This is a genomic window from Microvirga tunisiensis, assembly GCF_009296175.1.
Classification (GTDB): domain Bacteria; phylum Pseudomonadota; class Alphaproteobacteria; order Rhizobiales; family Beijerinckiaceae; genus Microvirga; species Microvirga tunisiensis.
Genome location: NZ_VOSK01000113.1, coordinates 1 through 19956 on the forward strand (window position 1 = coordinate 1; position 19956 = coordinate 19956).

General features: G+C 63.0%; 20 protein-coding genes and 2 pseudogenes. 11 read left to right on the forward strand and 11 right to left on the reverse strand.

What is annotated here, in order from left to right; all coding sequences use genetic code 11:
* Positions 1–702 precede the first annotated feature (702 nt).
* The 3 genes from FS320_RS22675 to FS320_RS22685 are packed head-to-tail and all read right to left on the reverse strand — an operon-like array spanning position 703 to position 3804.
* A complete protein-coding gene (locus FS320_RS22675) occupies positions 703–1707 on the reverse strand; it encodes a tyrosine-type recombinase/integrase (protein ID WP_152714204.1) in 1005 nt (334 codons plus the stop codon).
* Entirely contained in the window at positions 1704–2615 is a 912-nt protein-coding gene (locus FS320_RS22680) for a tyrosine-type recombinase/integrase (protein WP_338105451.1), read from the reverse strand. Before FS320_RS22680 ends, FS320_RS22675 begins: the two co-directional genes overlap by 4 nt.
* A complete protein-coding gene (locus tag FS320_RS22685) occupies positions 2596–3804 on the reverse strand; it encodes a tyrosine-type recombinase/integrase (RefSeq protein ID WP_162003176.1) in 1209 nt (402 codons plus the stop codon). Before FS320_RS22685 ends, FS320_RS22680 begins: the two co-directional genes overlap by 20 nt.
* 504 nt (positions 3805–4308) lie before the next feature.
* Here FS320_RS22685 and FS320_RS22690 point away from each other — a divergent pair.
* The 8 genes from FS320_RS22690 to FS320_RS22725 all read left to right on the forward strand — a co-directional run bounded on the left by FS320_RS22690 (position 4309) and on the right by FS320_RS22725 (position 8810).
* Complete coding sequence (locus tag FS320_RS22690) at positions 4309–4608, forward strand: DUF736 domain-containing protein (protein WP_152714206.1); 300 nt, start codon at positions 4309–4311, stop codon at positions 4606–4608.
* 148 nt (positions 4609–4756) lie between these two features.
* On the forward strand, positions 4757–4933 hold the full coding sequence (locus FS320_RS22695) for a DUF736 domain-containing protein (RefSeq protein ID WP_162003177.1): 177 nt from the start codon (positions 4757–4759) through the stop codon (positions 4931–4933).
* 67 nt (positions 4934–5000) lie between these two features.
* Positions 5001–5444, forward strand: a complete 444-nt coding sequence (locus FS320_RS22700; RefSeq protein WP_152714207.1) for a hypothetical protein — start codon at positions 5001–5003, stop codon at positions 5442–5444.
* Positions 5445–6262: 818 nt separating this feature from the next.
* Entirely contained in the window at positions 6263–7144 is an 882-nt protein-coding gene (locus tag FS320_RS22705; RefSeq protein WP_152714208.1) for an ArdC family protein, read from the forward strand.
* A 15-nt stretch (positions 7145–7159) separates the two neighbouring features.
* Entirely contained in the window at positions 7160–7495 is a 336-nt protein-coding gene (locus FS320_RS22710; RefSeq protein ID WP_152714209.1) for a hypothetical protein, read from the forward strand.
* 219 nt (positions 7496–7714) lie between these two features.
* Positions 7715–7846, forward strand: coding sequence for a DUF2958 domain-containing protein (locus FS320_RS50835; RefSeq protein ID WP_152714210.1), 132 nt, complete (start codon positions 7715–7717; stop codon positions 7844–7846).
* 326 nt (positions 7847–8172) lie between these two features.
* Positions 8173–8421 carry a type II toxin-antitoxin system VapB family antitoxin gene (locus FS320_RS22720; RefSeq protein ID WP_162003178.1) on the forward strand — a complete coding sequence of 83 codons (249 nt, stop codon included), beginning with the start codon at positions 8173–8175 and terminating at the stop codon, positions 8419–8421.
* Positions 8421–8810: a type II toxin-antitoxin system VapC family toxin gene (locus FS320_RS22725; protein ID WP_152714212.1), complete on the forward strand. Its 390-nt coding sequence runs from the start codon at positions 8421–8423 to the stop codon at positions 8808–8810. Before FS320_RS22720 ends, FS320_RS22725 begins: the two co-directional genes overlap by 1 nt.
* 97 nt (positions 8811–8907) lie before the next feature.
* Here the strand turns inward: FS320_RS22725 and FS320_RS22730 are convergent, their stop codons facing one another.
* From FS320_RS22730 to FS320_RS22740, 3 genes are read right to left on the reverse strand one after another with little or no spacing between them, the layout of a single operon-like run.
* Positions 8908–9129 carry a hypothetical protein gene (locus FS320_RS22730; RefSeq protein ID WP_152714213.1) on the reverse strand — a complete coding sequence of 74 codons (222 nt, stop codon included), beginning with the start codon at positions 9127–9129 and terminating at the stop codon, positions 8908–8910.
* Positions 9130–9174: 45 nt separating this feature from the next.
* Positions 9175–9615: a dihydrolipoyllysine-residue succinyltransferase component of 2-oxoglutarate dehydrogenase complex gene (locus FS320_RS22735; protein ID WP_152714214.1), complete on the reverse strand. Its 441-nt coding sequence runs from the start codon at positions 9613–9615 to the stop codon at positions 9175–9177.
* Positions 9557–10276 (reverse strand): ParA family protein, encoded by a 720-nt coding sequence (locus FS320_RS22740; protein ID WP_152714215.1) that lies wholly within the window; start codon positions 10274–10276, stop codon positions 9557–9559. The genes FS320_RS22735 and FS320_RS22740 overlap by 59 nt, the downstream gene beginning before the upstream one ends.
* 190 nt (positions 10277–10466) lie before the next feature.
* Between FS320_RS22740 and FS320_RS46090 the strand changes: the two genes are divergently transcribed.
* The 3 genes from FS320_RS46090 to FS320_RS22755 are packed head-to-tail and all read left to right on the forward strand — an operon-like array spanning position 10467 to position 14403.
* Positions 10467–11030, forward strand: coding sequence for a hypothetical protein (locus FS320_RS46090; protein ID WP_162003179.1), 564 nt, complete (start codon positions 10467–10469; stop codon positions 11028–11030).
* Entirely contained in the window at positions 11027–11326 is a 300-nt protein-coding gene (mobC, locus tag FS320_RS46095; protein ID WP_162003180.1) for a plasmid mobilization relaxosome protein MobC, read from the forward strand. The genes FS320_RS46090 and mobC overlap by 4 nt, the downstream gene beginning before the upstream one ends.
* Positions 11323–14403 (forward strand): LPD7 domain-containing protein, encoded by a 3081-nt coding sequence (locus FS320_RS22755; protein WP_152714218.1) that lies wholly within the window; start codon positions 11323–11325, stop codon positions 14401–14403. Before mobC ends, FS320_RS22755 begins: the two co-directional genes overlap by 4 nt.
* Positions 14404–15008: 605 nt before the next feature.
* Here FS320_RS22755 and FS320_RS50260 read toward each other — a convergent pair.
* The 5 genes and pseudogenes from FS320_RS50260 to FS320_RS22780 all read right to left on the reverse strand — a co-directional run.
* Positions 15009–15652, reverse strand: a pseudogene (locus FS320_RS50260) (SOS response-associated peptidase).
* A gap of 198 nt (positions 15653–15850) precedes the next feature.
* On the reverse strand, positions 15851–17878 hold the full coding sequence (locus FS320_RS22765) for an AAA family ATPase (RefSeq protein ID WP_152714220.1): 2028 nt from the start codon (positions 17876–17878) through the stop codon (positions 15851–15853).
* Positions 17875–18411 carry a hypothetical protein gene (locus FS320_RS22770; protein ID WP_152714221.1) on the reverse strand — a complete coding sequence of 179 codons (537 nt, stop codon included), beginning with the start codon at positions 18409–18411 and terminating at the stop codon, positions 17875–17877. Before FS320_RS22770 ends, FS320_RS22765 begins: the two co-directional genes overlap by 4 nt.
* Positions 18408–19643: a hypothetical protein gene (locus tag FS320_RS22775; RefSeq protein WP_152714222.1), complete on the reverse strand. Its 1236-nt coding sequence runs from the start codon at positions 19641–19643 to the stop codon at positions 18408–18410. Before FS320_RS22775 ends, FS320_RS22770 begins: the two co-directional genes overlap by 4 nt.
* Positions 19644–19795: 152 nt before the next feature.
* Positions 19796–19956: pseudogene (locus tag FS320_RS22780) on the reverse strand (IS30 family transposase); the annotation flags it as partial.

Consider the following 19956-nt stretch of genomic DNA (forward strand, 5'->3'; position numbering starts at 1 on the left):
TATCCTGACCAGTACTCCGAGCGGCATCTGCGCACACTCCAGCGGCGTCTGAAAATCTGGCGCCGGGATGCGGCATGGGCCATGGTGTTCGGGTCATCGGATCAAGGCTCGGTGCCCGCAGAGCCCTGAGGCTTGCCGGGAGCATGAAGATGAGGCAACGACCATCCGTGTCGGGAGCATTCTTCGGTGAGGCAATACGCGTAGGCGCCGTTCTCGTCGCGGATGAAGGTACCGATCTGAGCCATTGTCGTCTCTCCTGAGAGTTGTCCGAAGCCGCCCCATGCGGCCTCGATGGCGGTCGCGAGGCGACGGCCCGGCCGACTGCATCCGCAGGACCGCAGCGCGAGCGCAGGATGGCGGCAGCCGAGCTTGTTGGTGCGCGAGGAATGCGGCGCAGCCGCAGGGGAAGAAGGTCGGCGGAGCCGTTGCAGGCCCAGGCCGGGCCGGCGCCAGACCAGCCCAGAAGAGAGGCCGCTTGGGGGCTTCGCCGGCATGATCGGCCGAGAACGACGCTGGCGGTCGGCGTCTCTCCAGCGCGGTCGGCGCTGCCGGTGCGTCATCCTCCGCGGTCACGGCCACCCGGCCTGCGCCCCGACGCTGCATACCGCGCCCGACATGGCACAGACCATGTCGAGCACGATGCCGGGGCAGGATCGAGCCGCTTGGTGAGACAGAACCGCTTCCGCCGCGGGCCCGTTCCGATCAGGCCGGCGCCTCCAGGTCAGAGAGCAAGGACGCGATCAGCGCATCCGGTGCTTTGAACCGGCCGCGCCTCAGTTCTGGCGGGACGACCGCCTCGACCGCTTCCAGCTTTTCGGAGGGGTCCATGCGGAGGTAGACCTCTGTCGTGCGGATGTCGGCATGACCGAGCCATAGGGCGACCTTCCTGATGTCGTGGGTCGCTTGCAGCATGATGACCGCGCAGCTACGCCGGAGCTGATGCGGGGAGACGCTCCGATGACGCAGCGACGTGCAGGTCTCGGCCGCCTTGCCGACATGCTTGTCGAGCACGTATTCGAAGCCGGCACGGGTCATCGGCTCGTCCTGGGCATTGACGAAGAGCTCCGGCACGCGCACCGCGCCCCTGACGCTCAGCCAGGCGCGGAGATCCCGCGCGGTGTCCTTCCAGAGCGGCAGGCAACGTTCCTTGCGGCCCTTGCCCCGGATCGTCACGCTTGCGCCGTGCTGAAGCGACAAGTTTTCGGTCAGGACGCTGATCAGTTCTGAGACCCGCAAGCCCCCGGCGAAGCACAGGTGCATCATCGCCCGGTCGCGCACGCCGGAGCGTGTCGCGAGATCAGGAGCGTTGAGGATCGCGCGGACCTCCTCCATCGTCAGATGACGGATGAGCTTCTGATCGTGGCGTTTGGCCGGGATCGCATGAACCCGGCCGATCTGCTCCAGAGCGGCGGGCACCTTGTGCTCGACATAGCGCATGAACGTCTTGATGGCGGCAAGGCGCAGGTTGCGTGTGGAAGCGCCGTTGCCGCGCTCCTGTTCGAGATGGGCCAGGAAGGCCACGATCATCGGCGCGTCAAGGTCTTCGATCGTCAGCCGCGACGGACGGCTGCCGAGCCGTTTCGCGGCGAAGTCGAACAGCAGTTTGAAGCTGAACGCATAGGTCTCGCAGCTCTGCGGGCTATAGCCCCGCTGGCGGGGCATGTAGTCGCGCAGGAAGCCGGTGATGAGAGGGGCGAGCTTCGTCATGCGGCGCTCTCCCCGACCAGCCTTTCCGCTGCCGCGGCGATATCCGCCATCATCTCTGGCGTCGCCTGGAGATACCAGTAGGTGTTCCGGATATCGGCATGGCCCAGATAGGTCGACAGGGCGACGAAGTGCCGGGCGACCGCGCCGCGCTCGGCGCCGCATTGTTCCAGCACGCGGGTTGCGAAGGTATGGCGAAGGTCATGGATGCGGGGCTGCTGGCTCCGCTCCGGCGCGATCCCCGCCCGTCGCAGGGTGCAGCGGAACGTGTAGTTCACCGTCGTCGGACACAGCTTCCGGTGCTGGACGGACGGGAACAGCCAGTCGCTCTCACCGGCGCGCTGCCGGCGGACCTCAAGATAGCGGTCGAGCGCGTCGATGACCGTCGGGTGCAGCGGCACGAGCCGGCTCTTGCGGAACTTGGTCTCGCGGATGTGCAGCACACCGCCGGGCTGGATGTCGTCGAGCCTGAGCGCGAGCGCTTCAGAGACGCGCAGCCCCGTGGCGGCGATCAGACCGAACAGCATGGTGTAGAGCTGGCGCCGCAGGGGATTGGGCGTCTGATGCCGGAGATTGCCGGCGGCAGCGAGAATGCGGGCGATCTCGTCCGCGGTATAGATATAGGGGATCGGCCGCGTTTCCCGACGCCACGTAACGTCGGCGCGCGGGATCTCATGCCGGGGATCTTCGGCATGCAGGAAGCGCGCAAACAGGAACAGGTCCGTTAGACGCCGCGCGCGGGCGCCTGGCGTGCGGGCGACCGTTCCGATCCAGGCGAGAACAGACGCTGTGCGGATGTGGGGTTCAGCGCGCCCTGCAGCGAAGCGGGCGAAGGCACGAAGATGCCGCTCGGCCTTGACCAGCTTGTAGCCGAGCGTTCGGCGTCGTCGCTCAGCATGGCAGCCTCCCACCCCAGGGCTGCGCGATCTGCGACAGCAGGCCAATGTCCACCTTGGCATAGAGAGCCGTGACCGAGGGGGAGCGATGCCGCAGCACGGCACCGACGCCGGCAAGAGTGGCGCCATGGCGCAGCATGGCTGTCGCGGCGGAGTGGCGCAGAACATGGGCGCCGCGATGAGGGCTCTTGATCTCGGCCCTGTCGAGGGCGCGGTGCACGATGCACTTCACGGCGATGCGACTGAGTGGACGGACAGGCGCCGTGTCCGTCAGGAACACCCGCGTCGTCGCGATGCGTGGCCGCGCCCGCTCAATATAGGCGAGGATGGCATCGCCGATCTCCTGGGTCAGCGGCAAGCGTTCTTCGCGCCGGACCTTGCCGGCAACGGTTATGCGGCCGGTCACCCAGTCGATCTGGTCGAAGGTGAGATTGGCGACTTCGCTCGCCCGCAGGCCAAGCCGGGCAAGCAGCAGGATGACGGCCCGGTCGCGCAGGCGATGCTCGCCATCACAAGCGGCAAGGAGGCGGTCGAGATCGGTTTGCTCCAGGAAGCGTGGCGTCGTCGCCAACTGCCAGCTTGCGAAGCTCGGAACGGCATGCTCCCGGCCAACCGGGCATTGCCCGATCGCCACGAGATACCTGAGGTAGGCGCGCGTGGCGACGGCGATGCCCTGTGCCCGTCCGCGCCCGTGTGGCTTCGCGCGAGCGAGTACGAAGCCACGGATTGCGGCAGCCGTATAAGCTGTCGGGTCAGTGCCGAGCCACGCCAACAAGTCGACCAAGATCGTTTGATAGGTATCGAGCGTGGAGTCCTTGATGCCGCGCTGTTCCCGCATCCAGCGACGGAAAGCGGCCAGTGTTGGCCAGGTCTCCTCCAGTGACGGTGGCTGCACCGGCGGCAGGACGTTCGTCTCGCGCAGATAGGCGATGAACAGCGCGGCCGCGCCCTGCGGTGCGCGGGCGGTCTTGCCGCCCCGGAATACCGACGCTGATGCGGCGAAGCCGGCGTCGAGCGTTTCGATCTCGAAGCCGGCCGCGCGCACCCAATCGCCCCACAATGCCAGGAGGCGCACCACCTCCGTTATCGTTGCGGGCGAGTAGTCCTGCTCAGCAAGCCAATCCTTGAAGTGGTCGACATGCGGCTGCAGCCAATTGATCCGGACATCGACGCTTCGGCAATGTCTGCGCTTTCGTTTTGTCACCCTGTTTTCCTTCGTGTTGCTTGTTCACGCCGGGAGGGCCCGGCGCGTCGAGCAAATCGAAGACTTCGACGCTATGCCATGCGATCTGCGGTTTTGCCGGCTCAACAGGAACTCAACGAGTCCGGGGTGTCGGGCCAGGCGCGGTATGCAGCGTCGGGGCGCAGGCCGGGTGGCCGTGACCGCGGGAGGATGACGCACCGGCAGCGCCGACCGCGTTGGAGAGACGCCGACCGCCAGCGTCGTTCTCGGCCGATCATGCCGGCGAAGCCCCCAAGCGGCCTCTCTTCTGGGCTGGTCTGGCGCCGGCCCGGCCTGGGCCTGCAACGGCTCCGCCGACCTTCTTCCCCTGCGGCTGCGCCGCATTCCTCGCGCACCAACAAGCTCGGCTGCCGCCATCCTGCGCTCGCGCTGCGGTCCTGCGGATGCAGTCGGCCGGGCCGTCGCCTCGCGACCGCCATCGAGGCCGCATGGGGCGGCTTCGGACAACTCTCAGGAGAGACGACAATGGCTCAGATCGGTACCTTCATCCGCGACGAGAACGGCGCCTACGCCGGGACGATCAAGACCCTCACCCTCAACGTCAAGGCCACCATCAAGCCCTGCGACCGCGACAACGACAAGGCGCCCGACTATCGCGTCACCGCCAATGGTGTCGAGTTCGGCGCCGGCTGGACCAGGGCCGCTCGCGAGACGGGCGCCGAGTACCTCTCGCTCAAGCTCGACGATCCGTCCTTCACCGCCCCGGTCTACGCCTCCCTGGTCCAGGGCGACAAGGGCGAGCACAAGCTCATCTGGTCGCGATGACCGGCCAAGGGCGCTCCGCTTCCGGCGGGGCGCCCACCTTCCACCCTCGGCGTTATGCGGAGCCAAACCCGCCGAAACCGGCGGAAAACCAGCCCTCACAAGCCAACGCTCCGCATAATCCCGCTCTCCGCATAATCGGTCTTATGCGGTGCACCGCATAACAACCGAATTTGGCGCCGCCTGGCTTAAAACCTCCCGCGACGGCCGCGAGTACCTTGCGGTCAAGATGGACGATCCGAGCTTTCCTGCCCCGATCTTCGCCTCCCTGGTCGAGGGAGAAGGCGACGAGTTCAGCCTCATCTGGTCCCGCCGCTCTGGCGAATGACTCTCCGGCCCCCGCCGCACCGGCGGGGGCGCCACCCCCCTTCAGCATCATCCCTGAGAGAGCGCTCATGTCCGCCTTCGTTGTCTCGACCGCCCATATCGACACCATCGTCTCCGCTGCCATCGACCTCGAGCTCTTCGCCGCCCGCACCGACCACGGCACCCTCGAGCGGGTCTGCCCCGAGACGGCGTCTGCCTTCGGCAAGATGCTCCTCACCGAGAACGTCCGCTCCGTTGTCCACCGGTACCGCCTCGCCGGCAGCGCCGAGGCCTTCGATTACGCCGAGCTCGTGGAGACCTACGAGTTCCGGTACCGCCCCTGCGTCCCGGCAGGGGCGGCCGCCAAGGCCCTGGATTGCTTCGACTACCAGTCCTGCGAGACCGACGACTACGAGAAGAGCCTCGCCTACGCCTTCACCTGCCGCATGGGGAAGGCTCTCAACAAGCACCTGGCCGGCTACGACGCTGCCCCCTGGGGTATCGATGACCGGATTCCGGCAACGGCGCACTGACGTCGCCCACCTTGGCCCCGCCCCGGCGGGGTCCTTTTCCATCTCGAACCGGAGACAAGGACCGTAACCCGCAAACCGACCACGCGCGCCCAGCGCCAGGCGATCAAATGGCTCGACGACCGCAACGGCGACGGTGCTGCAGGCTACCGCGCGTTCCGCCTGGGTCGGCCTTGGGGTGAGACCGTGCGCACGCGCGACATCCGTGGACCGAACCCAGGCGACGAAACCGATGACACTGCCATTGATCGGGCGACGCCGGGATCGGAGCGCGAGCAGGATACAGGCCGCGTGTACCACTCCCCGTACGGACGCGAGCGCGGCCACTGGTTCTGGACGATGACAGCCACGGCCCTCGCTTCCCGGTCCCGACGAACGGCACAGTGGAAAAGCACGGGAATGCAGAACGCCACGTCATCGAGTGTGACCAGCGCATGGCGAGCTTTTACGGCGTCTGTCGAATTGGTGCGCAGTGTTATTTGCCACGGCTGACGCCGTGAGTTTCACAGAATAGCCCATCTGTGCGGCGGCCGCTTTTGGCGGCCGGCTCATAGTTCTTGTGCCGGCAGGAGGGACGAGGGGCGCGGCCCCCTCTCCCCAGCAACCCCGAAAACCGGTCTCCCCATCGTTCGGTCTGTCAGGCCGGATCGCCCGGCCTGCCATCCCTGCACGACCGCTCTCCGGCGGCCCTCCAGCCGCAGGGCGGCTTGCGGGTGGGAGATCCCCCTCCGGATTTCGGCATTGCCCCCCTCTCCCCCCGCTGTTCGCCACGAAGGCAGGGGCGCAGGCGCTGGCGCTGCGCCCACCAAAGGAGAGAGAGCATGAACCGGAACCTTTATCGTGATGTCACGGACCGTATTCTTGGAGAGATGGAGAAGGGTGCGCTTCCGTGGGTGAAGCCGTGGAGCGGCTATACAGGGTCGCAGATGCCGCACAACGCTGCGACAGGCCGCGCCTACTCCGGCTGCAATGTCGTGCTGCTGTGGATCGCGCAAGCCGCAGGCAATTTCGCAAGCCCTCGTTTTATGACCTTCAAGCAGGCGCAGGACCTCGGCGGCAACGTGCGCAAGGGCGAGAAGGGCCACAAGATCGTTTATGTGAACGCCTTCGAGAAGGAGGAGGCCAGCGACAGCGGCGAGACCGAGACCCGCCGCATTCCGTTCCTGCGGGAGTTTACCGTCTTCAATCTCGACCAGATCGAAAACCTACCGGAGACCATCACTAGCAGCCAAACCCCGGCGCAGAACATCGAGCAGCGGATTGACGTTGCAGAGGACTTTGTGAAAGCAACCCGCGCCGACGTTCGCCACGGCGAAGGTCAAGCCTACTACCGCCCGAGCGCCGACTTTGTGATGATGCCGAATTTCGAGGCCTTCAAAAGCGCCGATCATTACTATGCAACCCTCTTCCATGAACTCGGCCACTGGACCGGCCACGAGTCCCGCCTTGCCCGCGACCTGCGGAACCGTTTTGGATCCGAAGCCTACGCCGCCGAGGAGTTGGTTGCCGAACTGACGAGCGCCTTTCTGTGCGCGGAATTTGGCTTTGACGGCGATATCCGCCACGCCGGCTATATTGAGAACTGGATTGCCCTTCTGAGGAAAGACGAGCGGGCGTTTTTCACCGCCGCCAGCGCAGCACAGAAGGCTGCCGATCACTTGCGCAGCCTTGCCCTTGCCGACCTCACGCCGCAAGCGGCGTGAGGGGAGGGCGGTCCCATGAGCTTCAAGCCTCAATCGTTTAACGGGAGGGTCCGCTATGCGGCGGACCTGATCGCCAGCGGCGCGCGGCCTTGCCGCGCCTTCGACTCTTGCTTTGAGAATCACGACGGCGACGCTGTGGCGGCAGCCTTGATCCGACAAGCCGCAACGAACCGGGATCTCGCGCAGAACCTTAGACGGTCCATCAACCGCGCGCGAGCCGAGGCGGCCGCCGACAGGTGGCAGCACTTGAGCGACGAGGAGCTCAAACGCGAGGCTGCGCGGCTCCGGCGCGAGGGCCGCGCCGTCACCTCGACCACGCAGCCCCGCAATGTGCAGCTTGATCTCTTGTGAGACTCAAGGCCCGATCGGGCATCTTTCATAAAGACCAGGTAAGACCCGGCCAGCGCTATTCCAATTCGTGGCTTGTTAGACAGACAGCCGAGCCGCGCGAGCCAGTGTCAGGAGGTGTTCTCTCCTGCCTCCCGACCTGTGCCGCCCAAAGGCGAGGGGCAAGCCCTCAGAGTTCACAAAGCCGCCGCCGATCACGGCGGCGATTGTCTTCTTAGTTGATTGCAGATCGCGAGTCTTTTCTATGGAGACGAGTGGAGCCAGTTGCTCGAGAACGGCGAGCTTGCTAACCGCGAGACGACCGACCCAGTTCCTGTTGTGAAACTCTTCACGCCTCATGCTGATGGCGCTTAGCTTGTGGCCGAGATTCGCGCTGATATCGGCCGCACCAGCGACGAGTCGTTTTCACAGACCATCATTGCAGGCGCCGGCGATTATCGCCGTTTCTTCCATTGGCGATCGAGGCCATGAAGGCAGACGGATTGATTGCGCCAGGTGCAGCCATTGCGGAGGGACAGGGCGGAATTGGAGAGCAGCGCGGCCAGCTCGGGCATTGGCTCCGGCGCATGAACGAGGTCCCCCGGCATTGCCCACCGAGCCGCTGAGGAACCAAAGGATCACCTTTTTGTTGAAAAGGTACCTTAAACATGGTACCAACATACCCTAGAAGGGGTACCAAAATGGCGTTGAATATCAAAGATCCCGAACTGCTCAGTCAGATCGAGCACTTGGCGCGGGTACGCCGGGTCAAGAAAATGGATGTGATCAGAGACGCACTTAGCGGAGCCATGGAAAAGGAGAACAGCAGGAAGAGTGTTCGGGAGTTGCTTGCCCCTGTTCTGGAAAAGGCAGCGCGGCTTGGCACCAGCAGCACCATGACTTGGGAAGAGCATAAGCGCGCCTCTGACGAGGAATGGGGGGAGGAGTAATGTTTTTGGATGCGTCCGCCGTGTGCGGCATTCTGGCGAACGAAGAGGATAAGGATATTCTGCTCGCTAAGCTGGATGCCGCAACGACCCCGCTCACCACGTCGCCCGTTGCCATGATGGAGAGCGTTCTTGCTGTCAGTAAGGCCAAGAAGATCACCATTGACGAGGCCGAGGAGCTTGTGACGGACTTCATGAGCGTCTTGAAGGTTCGGAACATCAGCATCACGCCAGAGATCGGAAAGCGCGCGATCCGTGCGCGTGTTCAATATGGCAAGCCCCATCCGGCTCAGTTGAACATGGGCGATACGTTCGCCTATGCCTGTGCGAAGAACTACAACATCCCCTTACTCTATAAGGGCAAGGATTTCCCGCACACCGATCTGGCTTAGCGCGCCTGTCAATCTTACCTCAAGCCGTCCTCTAGCCGAGCTATGTTGCGGCCTGGATCGCAGCGGGTGAGGAAAATTTCCGTCACGGATGAGGAGCCTATCGGACTGAGGCTTCCTTTTTCAAAAGGGCCTCCACCGCATCATCGAGAACGGCATAGGGCAAAACGCCCCGATCCAGAGCGAGCTTGCGCCGCCCCAGGAGCAAGTCAGGGCGGATCATCGCGCCCCACCATTCGCGCTCAACATCCTCGACCGGCGGACGGCCAGGACGTTTGGCTTGAGCCGTGGACGTGGCCTCAGGCACCGAGGTTCGAGACATCGCAAACTCCGTACTGATTGACGATCGAGCGCCCCGCCGCCGCTATCATTTCGCGGCGTGGTCGCGCAGATAGGCGGTGAGGGCATCATCAAGAACGTCATATGGTGACACATTGCGGTGCAGGGCGAGTGTCCGCACTTGCAGCAGGAAGTCAGGCCGGATCTGCGTTTGCCACACCACCCGGCCCTTATCGTCGCCAATGCGCGCCGTCGGCTTGCTTCGTTTCGGCCTGCGGCCTGACGAAGCCCCGGTATTGGCGGCAGGCGAGGCGACAGGCTCTTGCCGCTCTTGTTCGACGGGTCCAGTCGGAAGAGGGGAAGGAGGCGCGGCCCGTTCAGGAGCCGGGTGCTCCACCGGGTGAGGGGTATCACCGGTTATGATCTGACCCGTCGCGGCGGCCGCTTCACGGCCTTTCGCGAGGATTTCATCAACCGACAGCGAGGGCCGCGGTGTCTTCTTGAACGTTGGCAGGGGCAGTTCCGCCATCAGACAGTTCCTCTAGAATTTCGGTCGTGAGAGCAAAGACGTTCGCGCGAGCCTTGCGGATCTGTTCGGCGTCAGCCTTCATGGTTGCGAGGGTCCCGCCGTTGTCCGTCAAGGCCCGGTAAATCGGCCGCAACTGCAACATGGTGCGGAAATATGGAATCTCCTCCTCAACAATGAAGGCGATCGCCTCTTTGAAAACATTCGTCCTGGAGGCAATGCCATCCACTTCATTGAGGAAGAGCCGCACCCCGCCGTCGCGGAAGTGCGAGGTGTATTTCACAAAGTCAGCCGCCTCGACGATATCGAGTTTACTGGCGCGGCTTGGGACCACGATCAGGTCGGCCTTTGCGGCGACCATCGCCATGGAGGGTGTGAGCGCCCCTTGAGCATCGATCAGCACCAGGCCGTCCTCGGGCAGATGATCGAGCCGATCCCCTAACGCGCGTTCGCCAAGGCAGGAGACGACTTCAATCCGCTCAGGAGCCGCGCCAGCTGCCTTGCACCGCTCAAACCATTTGACCGTCGATTGCTGCGGATCAATGTCGAGGATCAGAACGCGCTCGCCTCGAGCGGCAATTTCCCCCGCTACAAGAATGCAGGTCGTGGACTTTCCTGATCCGCCTTTAGAGGTCGCAAAGCCGACAACGGGTGCCTGTGCCATTCCTCTCACTCTCCTTCCCCGGCAGCCCAAAAACAGCCGCCAATGCGCCAGCGGTCGGAGGTCGGCACCTCCCGCTAAACGCAATATATATTTGCAACCTGCTTAAAGAGGAAATATTTATTGCCCTTTCCACAGCGAGAAGCGCATTGCCCCTGTTGTCGTGGCCGCCAGGACACTTTTGAGCCCCTTGATGCTTTTGGGATTGGTGGCGGCCGTGACGTTCTTGGGTCTCTCGGTTGCCGTGATCGTCTTAGGTCCCACGAGTCTCTCGGTTCCCTTAGCCCTCTTGGTTCTGGTGACACTCAAGGGTCTCCTGAACGTCCTCATCCTCACAGCGTTCAAGATTGTCATGAGCGTGTTGATCGTCGTGGTGTGCAAGGCTCTCCAGAGCATCAAGGTTGTCGTGACGATCGAGAATACTGTGTTCCTCATGCTTCTCGGGACGCTCGGAACAGTCGTGACGATGTTGAGAGTCGTGAGCATCAAGATAATCGTGGGAGTCACGAAAAGGAAATCGATCTTCTACTTTGAATGGCAGGATAGCACATCTTGTTATACACAATCTGGCATGTGCCCTCACCGGGCGGGGCTCAACGCTCCGGCAGTTGCCACCAAGCGGCAACCGGAGCCTCCAGACTTCACAAAGGACCAGAGATTTTGGCGGCAAAAGAGACCCGGAAAGACCTTGTCGCGGTACGGCTGCAACCGTCCGAAAAGACTCATTTCGCCGCCGTCTGCGAAGCGCATGGCGTGACCATAAGCGAGGGTTTCCGCCGACTGGCACGCGCCGCAGGCGGTCTCGGCCCGACGTTCGACCACGAGGCGAAGGCTGCCATTGAGCAGCTTTCCGCTCAAACCCGTGCCGTGGGTGTGAACCTCAATCAGATCGCGCGAGCCATGAACCAGGGCCTTGTTCCGGCTGATGCGACCTTGCGCAAGGTTCTCGAAGACATCGCAGAGACCATCGACGGCTACGACGACCTGTTTGTTTCCATGTGCGCCCGGTCGCGGAAACTGGCAGTCAAAGCCATCAAGGATGAGCCGGCATGATCGGGGCAGGGGTCTTTGACGGTCTCGATTTTGCCGCTCGCAGCTTTCGGTTGCGCGTCCGTCGTCAGGCGTTCCGCGAGGCCAACGAGATTGCGGCCGGTCTTTACGACGAGGCTCCGGTCAGGTCCTCGGCCACGCCGCAGGCCCCGGGGCGTGGAATGCCGGCAGCACCCGCAGCACCGGCCGCTCCGGCCGCGCCCCGGCCAGCAAGCTATCTCCCCGCGTCCGGGTCGCGGATCGTCGTTACCCCCGAAGAGGAGGAGCGCCGTCGCCGTCGGGTCGCAGCCGCAGGAGCCGGGATCGTCGCGGCGCGGCCGGCTCTGGCGATGCAGTCGATTGGAGCCGTGCAGGAGGCTTATGCGGTTGAGCTCCGTTCGGTCGAAGTGAAGCGCGCCGCCCTTGCCATGGGTTCGCAAGCCGCCGTCGTGAAGCTTGCCAGTTTCGCCAATGGCCGCGCCCGCGTGTCGGCGCTTCTGACCTATCAGAGCCATGACGGCGAACTAGCGCTTGAGCGTCAGGACGGATCGCACGTGCAGGGCAGGGAGGCCATTCAGGCGCTTGTTGCCCGTTGGCAGGAGGACGCCCCTACGCGCGAGCCGTCGAAAGACGTTCTCAGCTTCACTCTCACGATCAACGGCGAGGTTTCACAACAGGAGGCTGAAGCCGCTCTTGCTGAGGTCCTTGCCGGTCATCGCTATGCCTTCCGTATCGAGGAGGAGGGCGCTCAATCTCGGCTTCATGTCGTGATGTCGGCCGCCAGCTTGCGACGCGACGAGCAGGGCAGGGCGCTCCGGATTTACGACAATCGCAAATCCCTTGGCGCTCTTGAGAGCCGCCTGTCGGATTCCTTTGATGGAGCCACCTTCGAGCCTCATGGGTTTCTGCATGGGGTCGAGGGTGCAAGCCTGCATCTCTTGCGCCTCTCCAGGAACGGCGCGCACTCCGTCATCACCAGCAAGGGCAAGGTTCTGACGAGCGAAGAGGCCGCACGGTCCGAGGCGAAGTCATGGCGGCGTGATCTGCGCTCGACCAACCAGCGCGAGATTGCGCACATCATCTTTTCCGCCAAACCCGGCACGGACAAAGAGGCCTTTGTGAGCGCCGTTCGGGCCACCCTGGACCAGGAGTTTGAGGGCCGGGAATATGTGTTCGCCCTTCATACCAACCGGCAGCACATCCATGTTCACGCCGCCGTCAGGATGCGGGACATCCGTGGACGCACCATGCACCCTGGTGTTCACGATCTCCAGCGTTGGCGCGAGACCTTGGCTGAGGCCGCCCGGCAGCGGAACATCCCTATGGAAGCCGTAAGCCGGTTCGAGCAGGCCCATGTTCCTGGCTACAAGCTCAAGGACATTCGCCGCGTCGAGCGCGGCACCGCTCCCGAGAGCGCCCGCCGTCGTGTCGAGGCAGCGAAGACCCGCGCTATTCACATTCCTACCCGCGAGGAAGGCCGCAAGCGCGCCAATGAGGTTGCGCGCGGCTGGCAGGCTGTGGCCATTGCCCGGGCCTCTGGTCCCGAGCCGACCCTAGCCCCCGATAGCATCCGGCTTTACCGCGCGGAGAGGCCGGTCGCGTCGGACGCTCCGGGAGCGGATAAGTTGAGCGCGCCCCTGTTCGCCCGCGACCGCGCCACCGCCGAGACCTTGGCGGCGTCGTTCAAGGGCAGCGTCTATTACTTGGACGTGCCCCGGTCGCGCCTGTCCGAAGTCACGCCCTCCTGCACCAACCCCGAGGCTTACGTCACGGTCAGCCGTGACCTGGCGGCACGGCAGCAGCCGTTGACGCCCACGCCGGAGCGGAGGGTGTCGGAGCTGCAAGAACGCACCCGCACGGCGATTGAGCGCGCCGAGCGGCAATCCGAAATCCAGTCTGAGCAGAAAGGAACGCCCACCATGCCGACGCTTGAGCGGATGGAGAGCACAGTTGACTCCCTGAAAACCAATATCACCGCCATGATCGAAGCCGCCCCCGAGGAGGCGCGTCCGGCATTGGAAGAGACAGCGAAGGAGGCCATTCAGGATCTTGAGCAGGCGGTTGCGAAGAAGCGCACCAAAGCCGAGAGCCGCCGTCCGGACATCGAGGGCGACCGCTATGTTGAGCCGAGGCCGAACAGCATTGAGGGCTTCCGCTCACGCGCCAAGGGGTCGGATATTCACTATTTCCGCGAGACCCCGACGGGCGAAAAGCTCGCCTTCGTGGACAATGGCGAGCAGGTGAAAATCCACGATTGGCAGGACCGGGAGAGCGTTCGCGCCGCCCTGCAATTGTCCTCTGAGAAGTGGAACGGTCTGACGATCAAGGGCAATGAGCAGTACAAGAGCATGGTTGTGAGCCTTGCCGCCGAACACGGCTTCAAGATCACAAACCCTGAGCTGCAAGAGCGCATCGCCGCCGAGCGGCAGCGTCTTGGCAAGCCGGAAGCTGTGAAGGAAACCGCGGAGGTCCGTGAGGCCGCGCAGCAGCCGGAGAAGGCGAAAGATGCCCGTGCGCAAAAATCCACCTCGAGCGCAGCAGCCGAACCCAAGGCGGACACCGCAGTCAAGCCGGAGGCCAGCCCAATCGCCAAGCCTGAGAAGGACAGCGCCGAGCGGCCGCCTATGGTTGGCGTTCTGGTGACAGTCGGGGAGGGCCGTTACAAGGACGATCCGAAGAACGACGTTTCGCCTTACGTCGATCTGCGGAGTGAGGACGGCCGCGTGCATCGGATCTGGAGTGTTCAGCTAGCCAAGGATCTCAAGGCAGCCGACGCGCAACCGGGCGACACTGTGAAGGCGCAGTATCTCGGCATTGAGCATGTGACGAAGCCGGTTCCTGTGAAAGACGTGAAGACCGGCGAAGTCACTCACCGCGAGGAGAGGGCCGTAGAGCGTGGTGTGTGGCGGATGGAGGTTGTGCGCCAGGTGCAGCAGGAGCAGCGGGCGAAGCCGGAGGCGCAGGCCTCCGAGCCCGAGACAGTCAAGGACGCCGAGCAGCAGACGCAGAAGCAAGAGCGCGATCGCGCCCAGGAGCAACAGGAGCAGCAGCGCCGCGAGACGCAGCGCCGTGAAACCCATAAGCCCCGGCACCGGCCCTAATACGTCCCCGGAGTCCGCAGCAAAGGCCGTTCGATATGACCGAATCAACAAGCGATAGTCACAAAGGCCGGTATCAGGGGATTGCGTTTGCGTTGGCGGAGGTTGCCCGACTCCACGACGAGCCGCAGGTTGTCGTAGATGTCATGAGCAACACCGGCCTCCTACTTACCGATCTAGCCGAGGCTGGAGCCGCCGAAGAGGATATGGACGAGATCAGAAAATGCTTCGAACAGTGCCAAGGGTAAGCCCTTCGCGCATGCCCTAGTTCGAGCAGTCCCATTCCGATCGCAATACAAAGACGCCTCTGTTCACTACCCCGCCTCGAGGGGAGAGAAGATCTCCCCTCAGATATGTTCCCGTTGCACCTTGTACTCTTCCTGACAGTTTGAGGGTCCAGGCCGTGCCGATATTCGAACCTCCCTGCCAATCTGGATGGATGTCATTCGGCTGTGCGCTCTTGAGAATGCGAGCCGTCACGTCCTTTGGGCTACAGGTTAGCGCTAGTACCTGCGTTGATGTGAAAAGCAGGGATGCGCCCACTAAAGCCATTGTTCGGAACATGCTTCCAAGCCCTCTACAGAGTTGCGACCTAGCCGGGTGATGCCTCACGCGGCTTGCGGCTGGTCCGATTTGTGACCTTCCGCCACGATTTGGAGTGCATCATCCGGCAAGGGACGTTGCAGCTTCAAAGCCTCTTCGACGGGCGCATTAAGCCAGGTTTCAAATTCTTCCGGCGTCGTCAGGATCACAGGCATTGCCTTGGGATGAATCGGTTTGACGACGCTGCTGGGTTCCATGGTCAGAAACGAATACAGCAAGTGTTCCCCTTCGACGGGATGTCCCTCGGACACCCTTCCAAGGCCGCCAGATGCCGGCGAACGCCGCCAGCGGCCTATCCCCTTGTTTAGAGCAAACCAAATCAGTGTTTTGCGCGGCTTGGTATCTGCACATTCGCTGAAGCTGGTTAGAGGAATAAGCGCCCGATACTGTGGCTTGAGCCACCCGCGCCAGAACGGCGAGGACACGTTGCGCACGTTCGTAACAGGATGATTGTCGACCTTCGGAGGAGGGGGAAGCTCCACCGCATTTGCAGAAACTCGCGCTCGCCATCCGCCAGCCGCACGGCCGGAGCCATCTGATTGGGGAAGATCCCAGGCAATGGCGGCAGGTTTCCGGCATTGTCGCGGGTCACCTCGAAGGTGTTCCGCATCGTGGCTTGCGACGTGTAGGCACTATAAAGGTTGCACATGCGCGGCCCCCTGGATTGCGATTTCATAGAGCAGCCTAACCGCAGCCGCTCAAGAGATCCAATGCCAGCGCTCTGTCAGGAAGCCAATCTGGTTCGTCCGAAACCGGGTTCTCAAAAACGACCGTTTTTGAGGGAACGCATCAGATGGAATAACGTCAGCTTAGTCATCAGCGTGCAGGACACGTACTTTTATGGTCTCTATCCAAGCCGTGATTGACTGCCGCCCGTCACGAGGGCCCTCGATATCATCGGCGACAAATCCCTTTCGCGCAGCTTGCACAATGCGCCATCACTATCAGGCCCCAACGTAATCCGCTTCGCCTGGCCTGTGCGCAGAACTGGAAGTCGGCGGCAAAGTAGGTCTGCCAAAGCAGCATCCTCGACAGCGCAGACGATCTGCCGGCCTTCGGCCACAAGCTGCGCCGCCACTTCAGCCAAGTGGACGGTCCTGAAGTCATCGACGTGCTGTACAGGATCGTCGAGAAGGATCGATCGCCATCGGCTCCAGGCCAGCGACGCGTTCACCGACAGAAGGAAGGCCAAACCCGTAGCCCGCCGTTGTCCGCTCGAGAAGAGAAACTGAGGATTCAGGTTTTCCCCGACTTGCAGCTTTAGGAAGCGCTTCACGTCGCCCCGGATCGAATACTCGATATCGCGCCAGACGGGGTGCGGGCGTAAACGGCGGTAGAGCTCGGACATCAGCGGGAGAACCCGGTCGAGTCTCCGGTCGAGCGTTTCGCTGGCGGCCCGGCGCGCCGCATCGTGGATGGCGGACGCATTCACCTCGGCTCTGCGGGCGCGCCCGAACTTCTCCTGTTCCAGGGCTAGTAACGCTTTAGCCTCTATCTCCGCATGTTGGGCCCGTTCCAGCTCGCTGTTGAGACGGAGCGTTTCTAGGATCCTGAGATCCTGACGCGCGGCGCTGGCTGAACTTCTGATCTCTGACTGGCGTCCCACAAGCTCATCGAGCCCGATGGTATCGGCAACTCCCAGCATGTTCCGATCATGATCGAAGGATTGCATGAATGAGCGGATCTTCTCGGACGCAGCTTTGCTCGTAGCTACAGCCCGCTCGGCGCTCTCAAGCCGAACCTCCGCAGCCTTTGTCGCTTGTTCCCGCTGCTCCTGGCGAGCGGCAGCTTCGTCTAAGCGCGCCGCTATCGCTTCAGCAACTGCAATGCCTTCATCAAACTCGGCGTGCGACTGGCTCTTGGCGCAAAGGGGGCAACACCCGTCCTTCAAGCCGACGGTGCGGCCAAGAGAAACCAGCTGGATCAGGTGACGTGCTTCCGCCGCAAGTGCGGAGGAGGGCGATGCGCCTACGCCTTCGGCGAAAAGGTTGTCCAAGGCGGCTTTTGCGGCATCCCGTTCGCTACGAACCTGTTCCTCGGCGACTTCAAGTTCCGCTAGGCGTAAGCGCGCATGGGCAGCTTCAATCCAGCGTTTGGCCAGACTTTCCAACGCGTCTGCCTGTGCATTGAGGGACGCGATGCGATCGCGCACGGGTCCCATGAGCCGATCCGGCGAAGCCTGCGTGTCCGCGAAGGCCCTTAGACGGCGAACAGCCTCGGACATGACTTCGTCTGCGACGATGTTCGCCCGCACTTCATCAATACGTCGTGCCGCTTGAGAAACCGCGCTGTTAGCGGCGTTGACCGCTTCCTGTGCGGCGCTGGTCCGACGTTTCGCGGCAGCCAGGAGCTGGTGGGCCTTGGCGATCCAGTCGTCGGCGTCGTTAGCACCCAGGGCATCACGCAGGAGCGCGTAGCGTTCCGTCTCCTTCAGGTCGAGACTAAGCCCTGCAATGTGTTCGTCACGAATGATCGAGGCTGAGCAAAGCTGCTCCAGGGGTGCGGGCGGGGCCAGCTCGCTGTCGCAGAGCTGTGCGGACACGATCGCCAGCTGCTGTTGGTCCGGCTCTCCGAACTGAGTCCGGCGGATACTGGCGACCTTACCTCCGACATCGAAGCCGACATCCACATACCGGTCCTCCGGTGCAGGTCCCTTGCCGGTCCACCAGATATAGTCGGCTACGGTCTGACCAGACGCTTTGGCATCTTTGTACTTGCTTAGGGTTCCGGTCAGAGCGAACTCGATCGCGTCGAAGATGGTGCTTTTTCCCACGCCGTTGCGACCATCGATGATGGTGAAGCTCTCGGCAAACTCGATCCGGACCGGCTTGCGGTACCCGCGGAAACCGCACACGTCGACATAGGCAAGTCTCATGGCGCTTCCTCCAGCACCTGCATGATCGCGGTTTCGTCCGCACCCGAGAAGAACGCTTCGAGGGCCCGCGGCGGCAGCTCGGTGGTGCGCAGGCGGATCTCCTCGATCATATCTACGGCGTCGAGCTTGGGAGCTGCCTGCAAGGGGAGCAGCGGCAGAAGAGCCGCCCTCAGGTCAGACGTGTCGGCGACCCCGGCGCGGGCGATCTTTCGAGTCCCGACTAGGCTTTCCTCGATGGTCCCGAGAACAGTAGATTGGGCGAAGCTGGCCTCCTGGCGGGCCAGCAGCACCGTATAGGCGTTCCACGCCTTCTGACCGGCGCGGCGCAGGCCTAACTGGTGAGTCGCGACGGCGCGGTCGGCGTCGTGCTCCCAGGAAGCCGCCAAGCTGGCGGGATCGTCATAGGCGAACAGGAAACCAAGGATGGTGCCGTTCTCGAAAGTCAGGAACTGCGTGTCCCCGGATGCGCTCCGGGCTGTGGCGAAGCCGTTTTCGCCAAGGATTTCCGCGCTTGCTTCAATGATGTCAATCATAGCTTCAGCTCCTCGACGGCTTCGGGACGGGTGAGCCAGCGGCTCGGACTGCTCCGGATGATCGTCGGTGTCGTTCCGTCCCGCACGATGTCGGATGGCAGGGCTTGGGTCTCCGCACCGACGGCGATGACAATGTCGGGCGCGACTGCCGGTGCCGTTTCGCGCTCGAACTCGGCTTTCACACGATGGAGCGCTTGGTTCGGCGTACGCAGAACGCGGATGCGGCGACCGTCCATCGACCAGTATGAACCGTCGGGAGTCGCGCCACTAGCCCTCAATTGAATGAGGGTCAGGCCGAGCAAGGCCTCCTGAGGAGGGTCACGGTCGCAGGCAGGCTTCCCTGGCCTGCGGCCCTCTAAGTCGCGCCGGGCAAACCACAGTGCGTCGTTATCGACCTCCGGTGCCTTCAGCCAGGCATCGTCGGGAGCGTTACCTGTCGTCTCGGCATAGGCCTCCTTGCCCGACCACAGCACGCGGCGCACGAACGACTTCGAGAACTCCAGGCGCAGCCTGTCGAGGAAGTCCGATCCGGACGCGGAAACGTGATGGAACTCGGACGTCGCCCGTTGTCCGAGCGCGTAGAGGGCAGGAGCCTTCGTCTCGAACGTGGCGTTGTCAGCCGGATCGACCACGATGACGCGTGTGGGACGCACCGCTCCGAGCGTCCGCTCCAGAATGGCGTTGAGGTAGGACCAGTCGGACCAATAGCCGACGATAACAAGGTCACGGTCGAGAAGGTTGATCCTGAGCCATTCCTCGCTCGACGCAATGCGCCCTGCCACCGGTTCGGCCTCCAGTTGCCCGGGAGCCCACACAGTGTTGTCCAAGTCTTGCGTTCGGCAGCCGTGGATTTTCAGGTAAGGGGCCGTGCCAGCCGGGAGCTTCGCGAGTTGGTGGCCGTCCACGCCCATGCCGATCTGGCCGAAGAGGAGTTGCCCGGCCGTCTCGACCATACAGTCGACATTCGTCGTGACTGCGGCTTGGATGCCGCGTACGAGCAGCAGGTCGGCGACGGCGTGGTGGCCGGGGTTCGGACGGCCAGCAAACGCGTTCGGATCGATCAGAGATCGCAGGTAGACCGTTGCAAGCTCCTTCCTTTTGAAGAAGAATTCCGCCTGCTCTTCGATCCCCGCCGGGAGAGGCTCCCTGATGCCGCCATACTTCGCGTCGTAGGCCTGCTTGGCCTGAGCGGCGAGCACCGCCGCGCTCGGCAGTGCGCTCGGCGGGGCCATCGACAAGCCTGCGCCACAGAGGACGGCCAAGCGATTATTCAGCAGTGAGTCGAGGGCAATTTCTATGCCCCCTTCGAACTCAATCCCTTTCATGAACCAACAGCCCCCGGAGGATATTTTGTTACTATTCGAGATCGAAAGGAGTGGTGGGTTCAAGTGATGAGCGCAACAGCTTTGGCCAGCGTAGCTCCTGGCGTTTGAAAGCCAAGGGTTTTTCTTGGCCGAGTATTGAGCCTGAGCGCGATCGCATCCAAGTCGCTCTGGCTATGCACGGACAGGTCTGAGCCCTTCGGGAAGTACTGCCGCAGCAAGC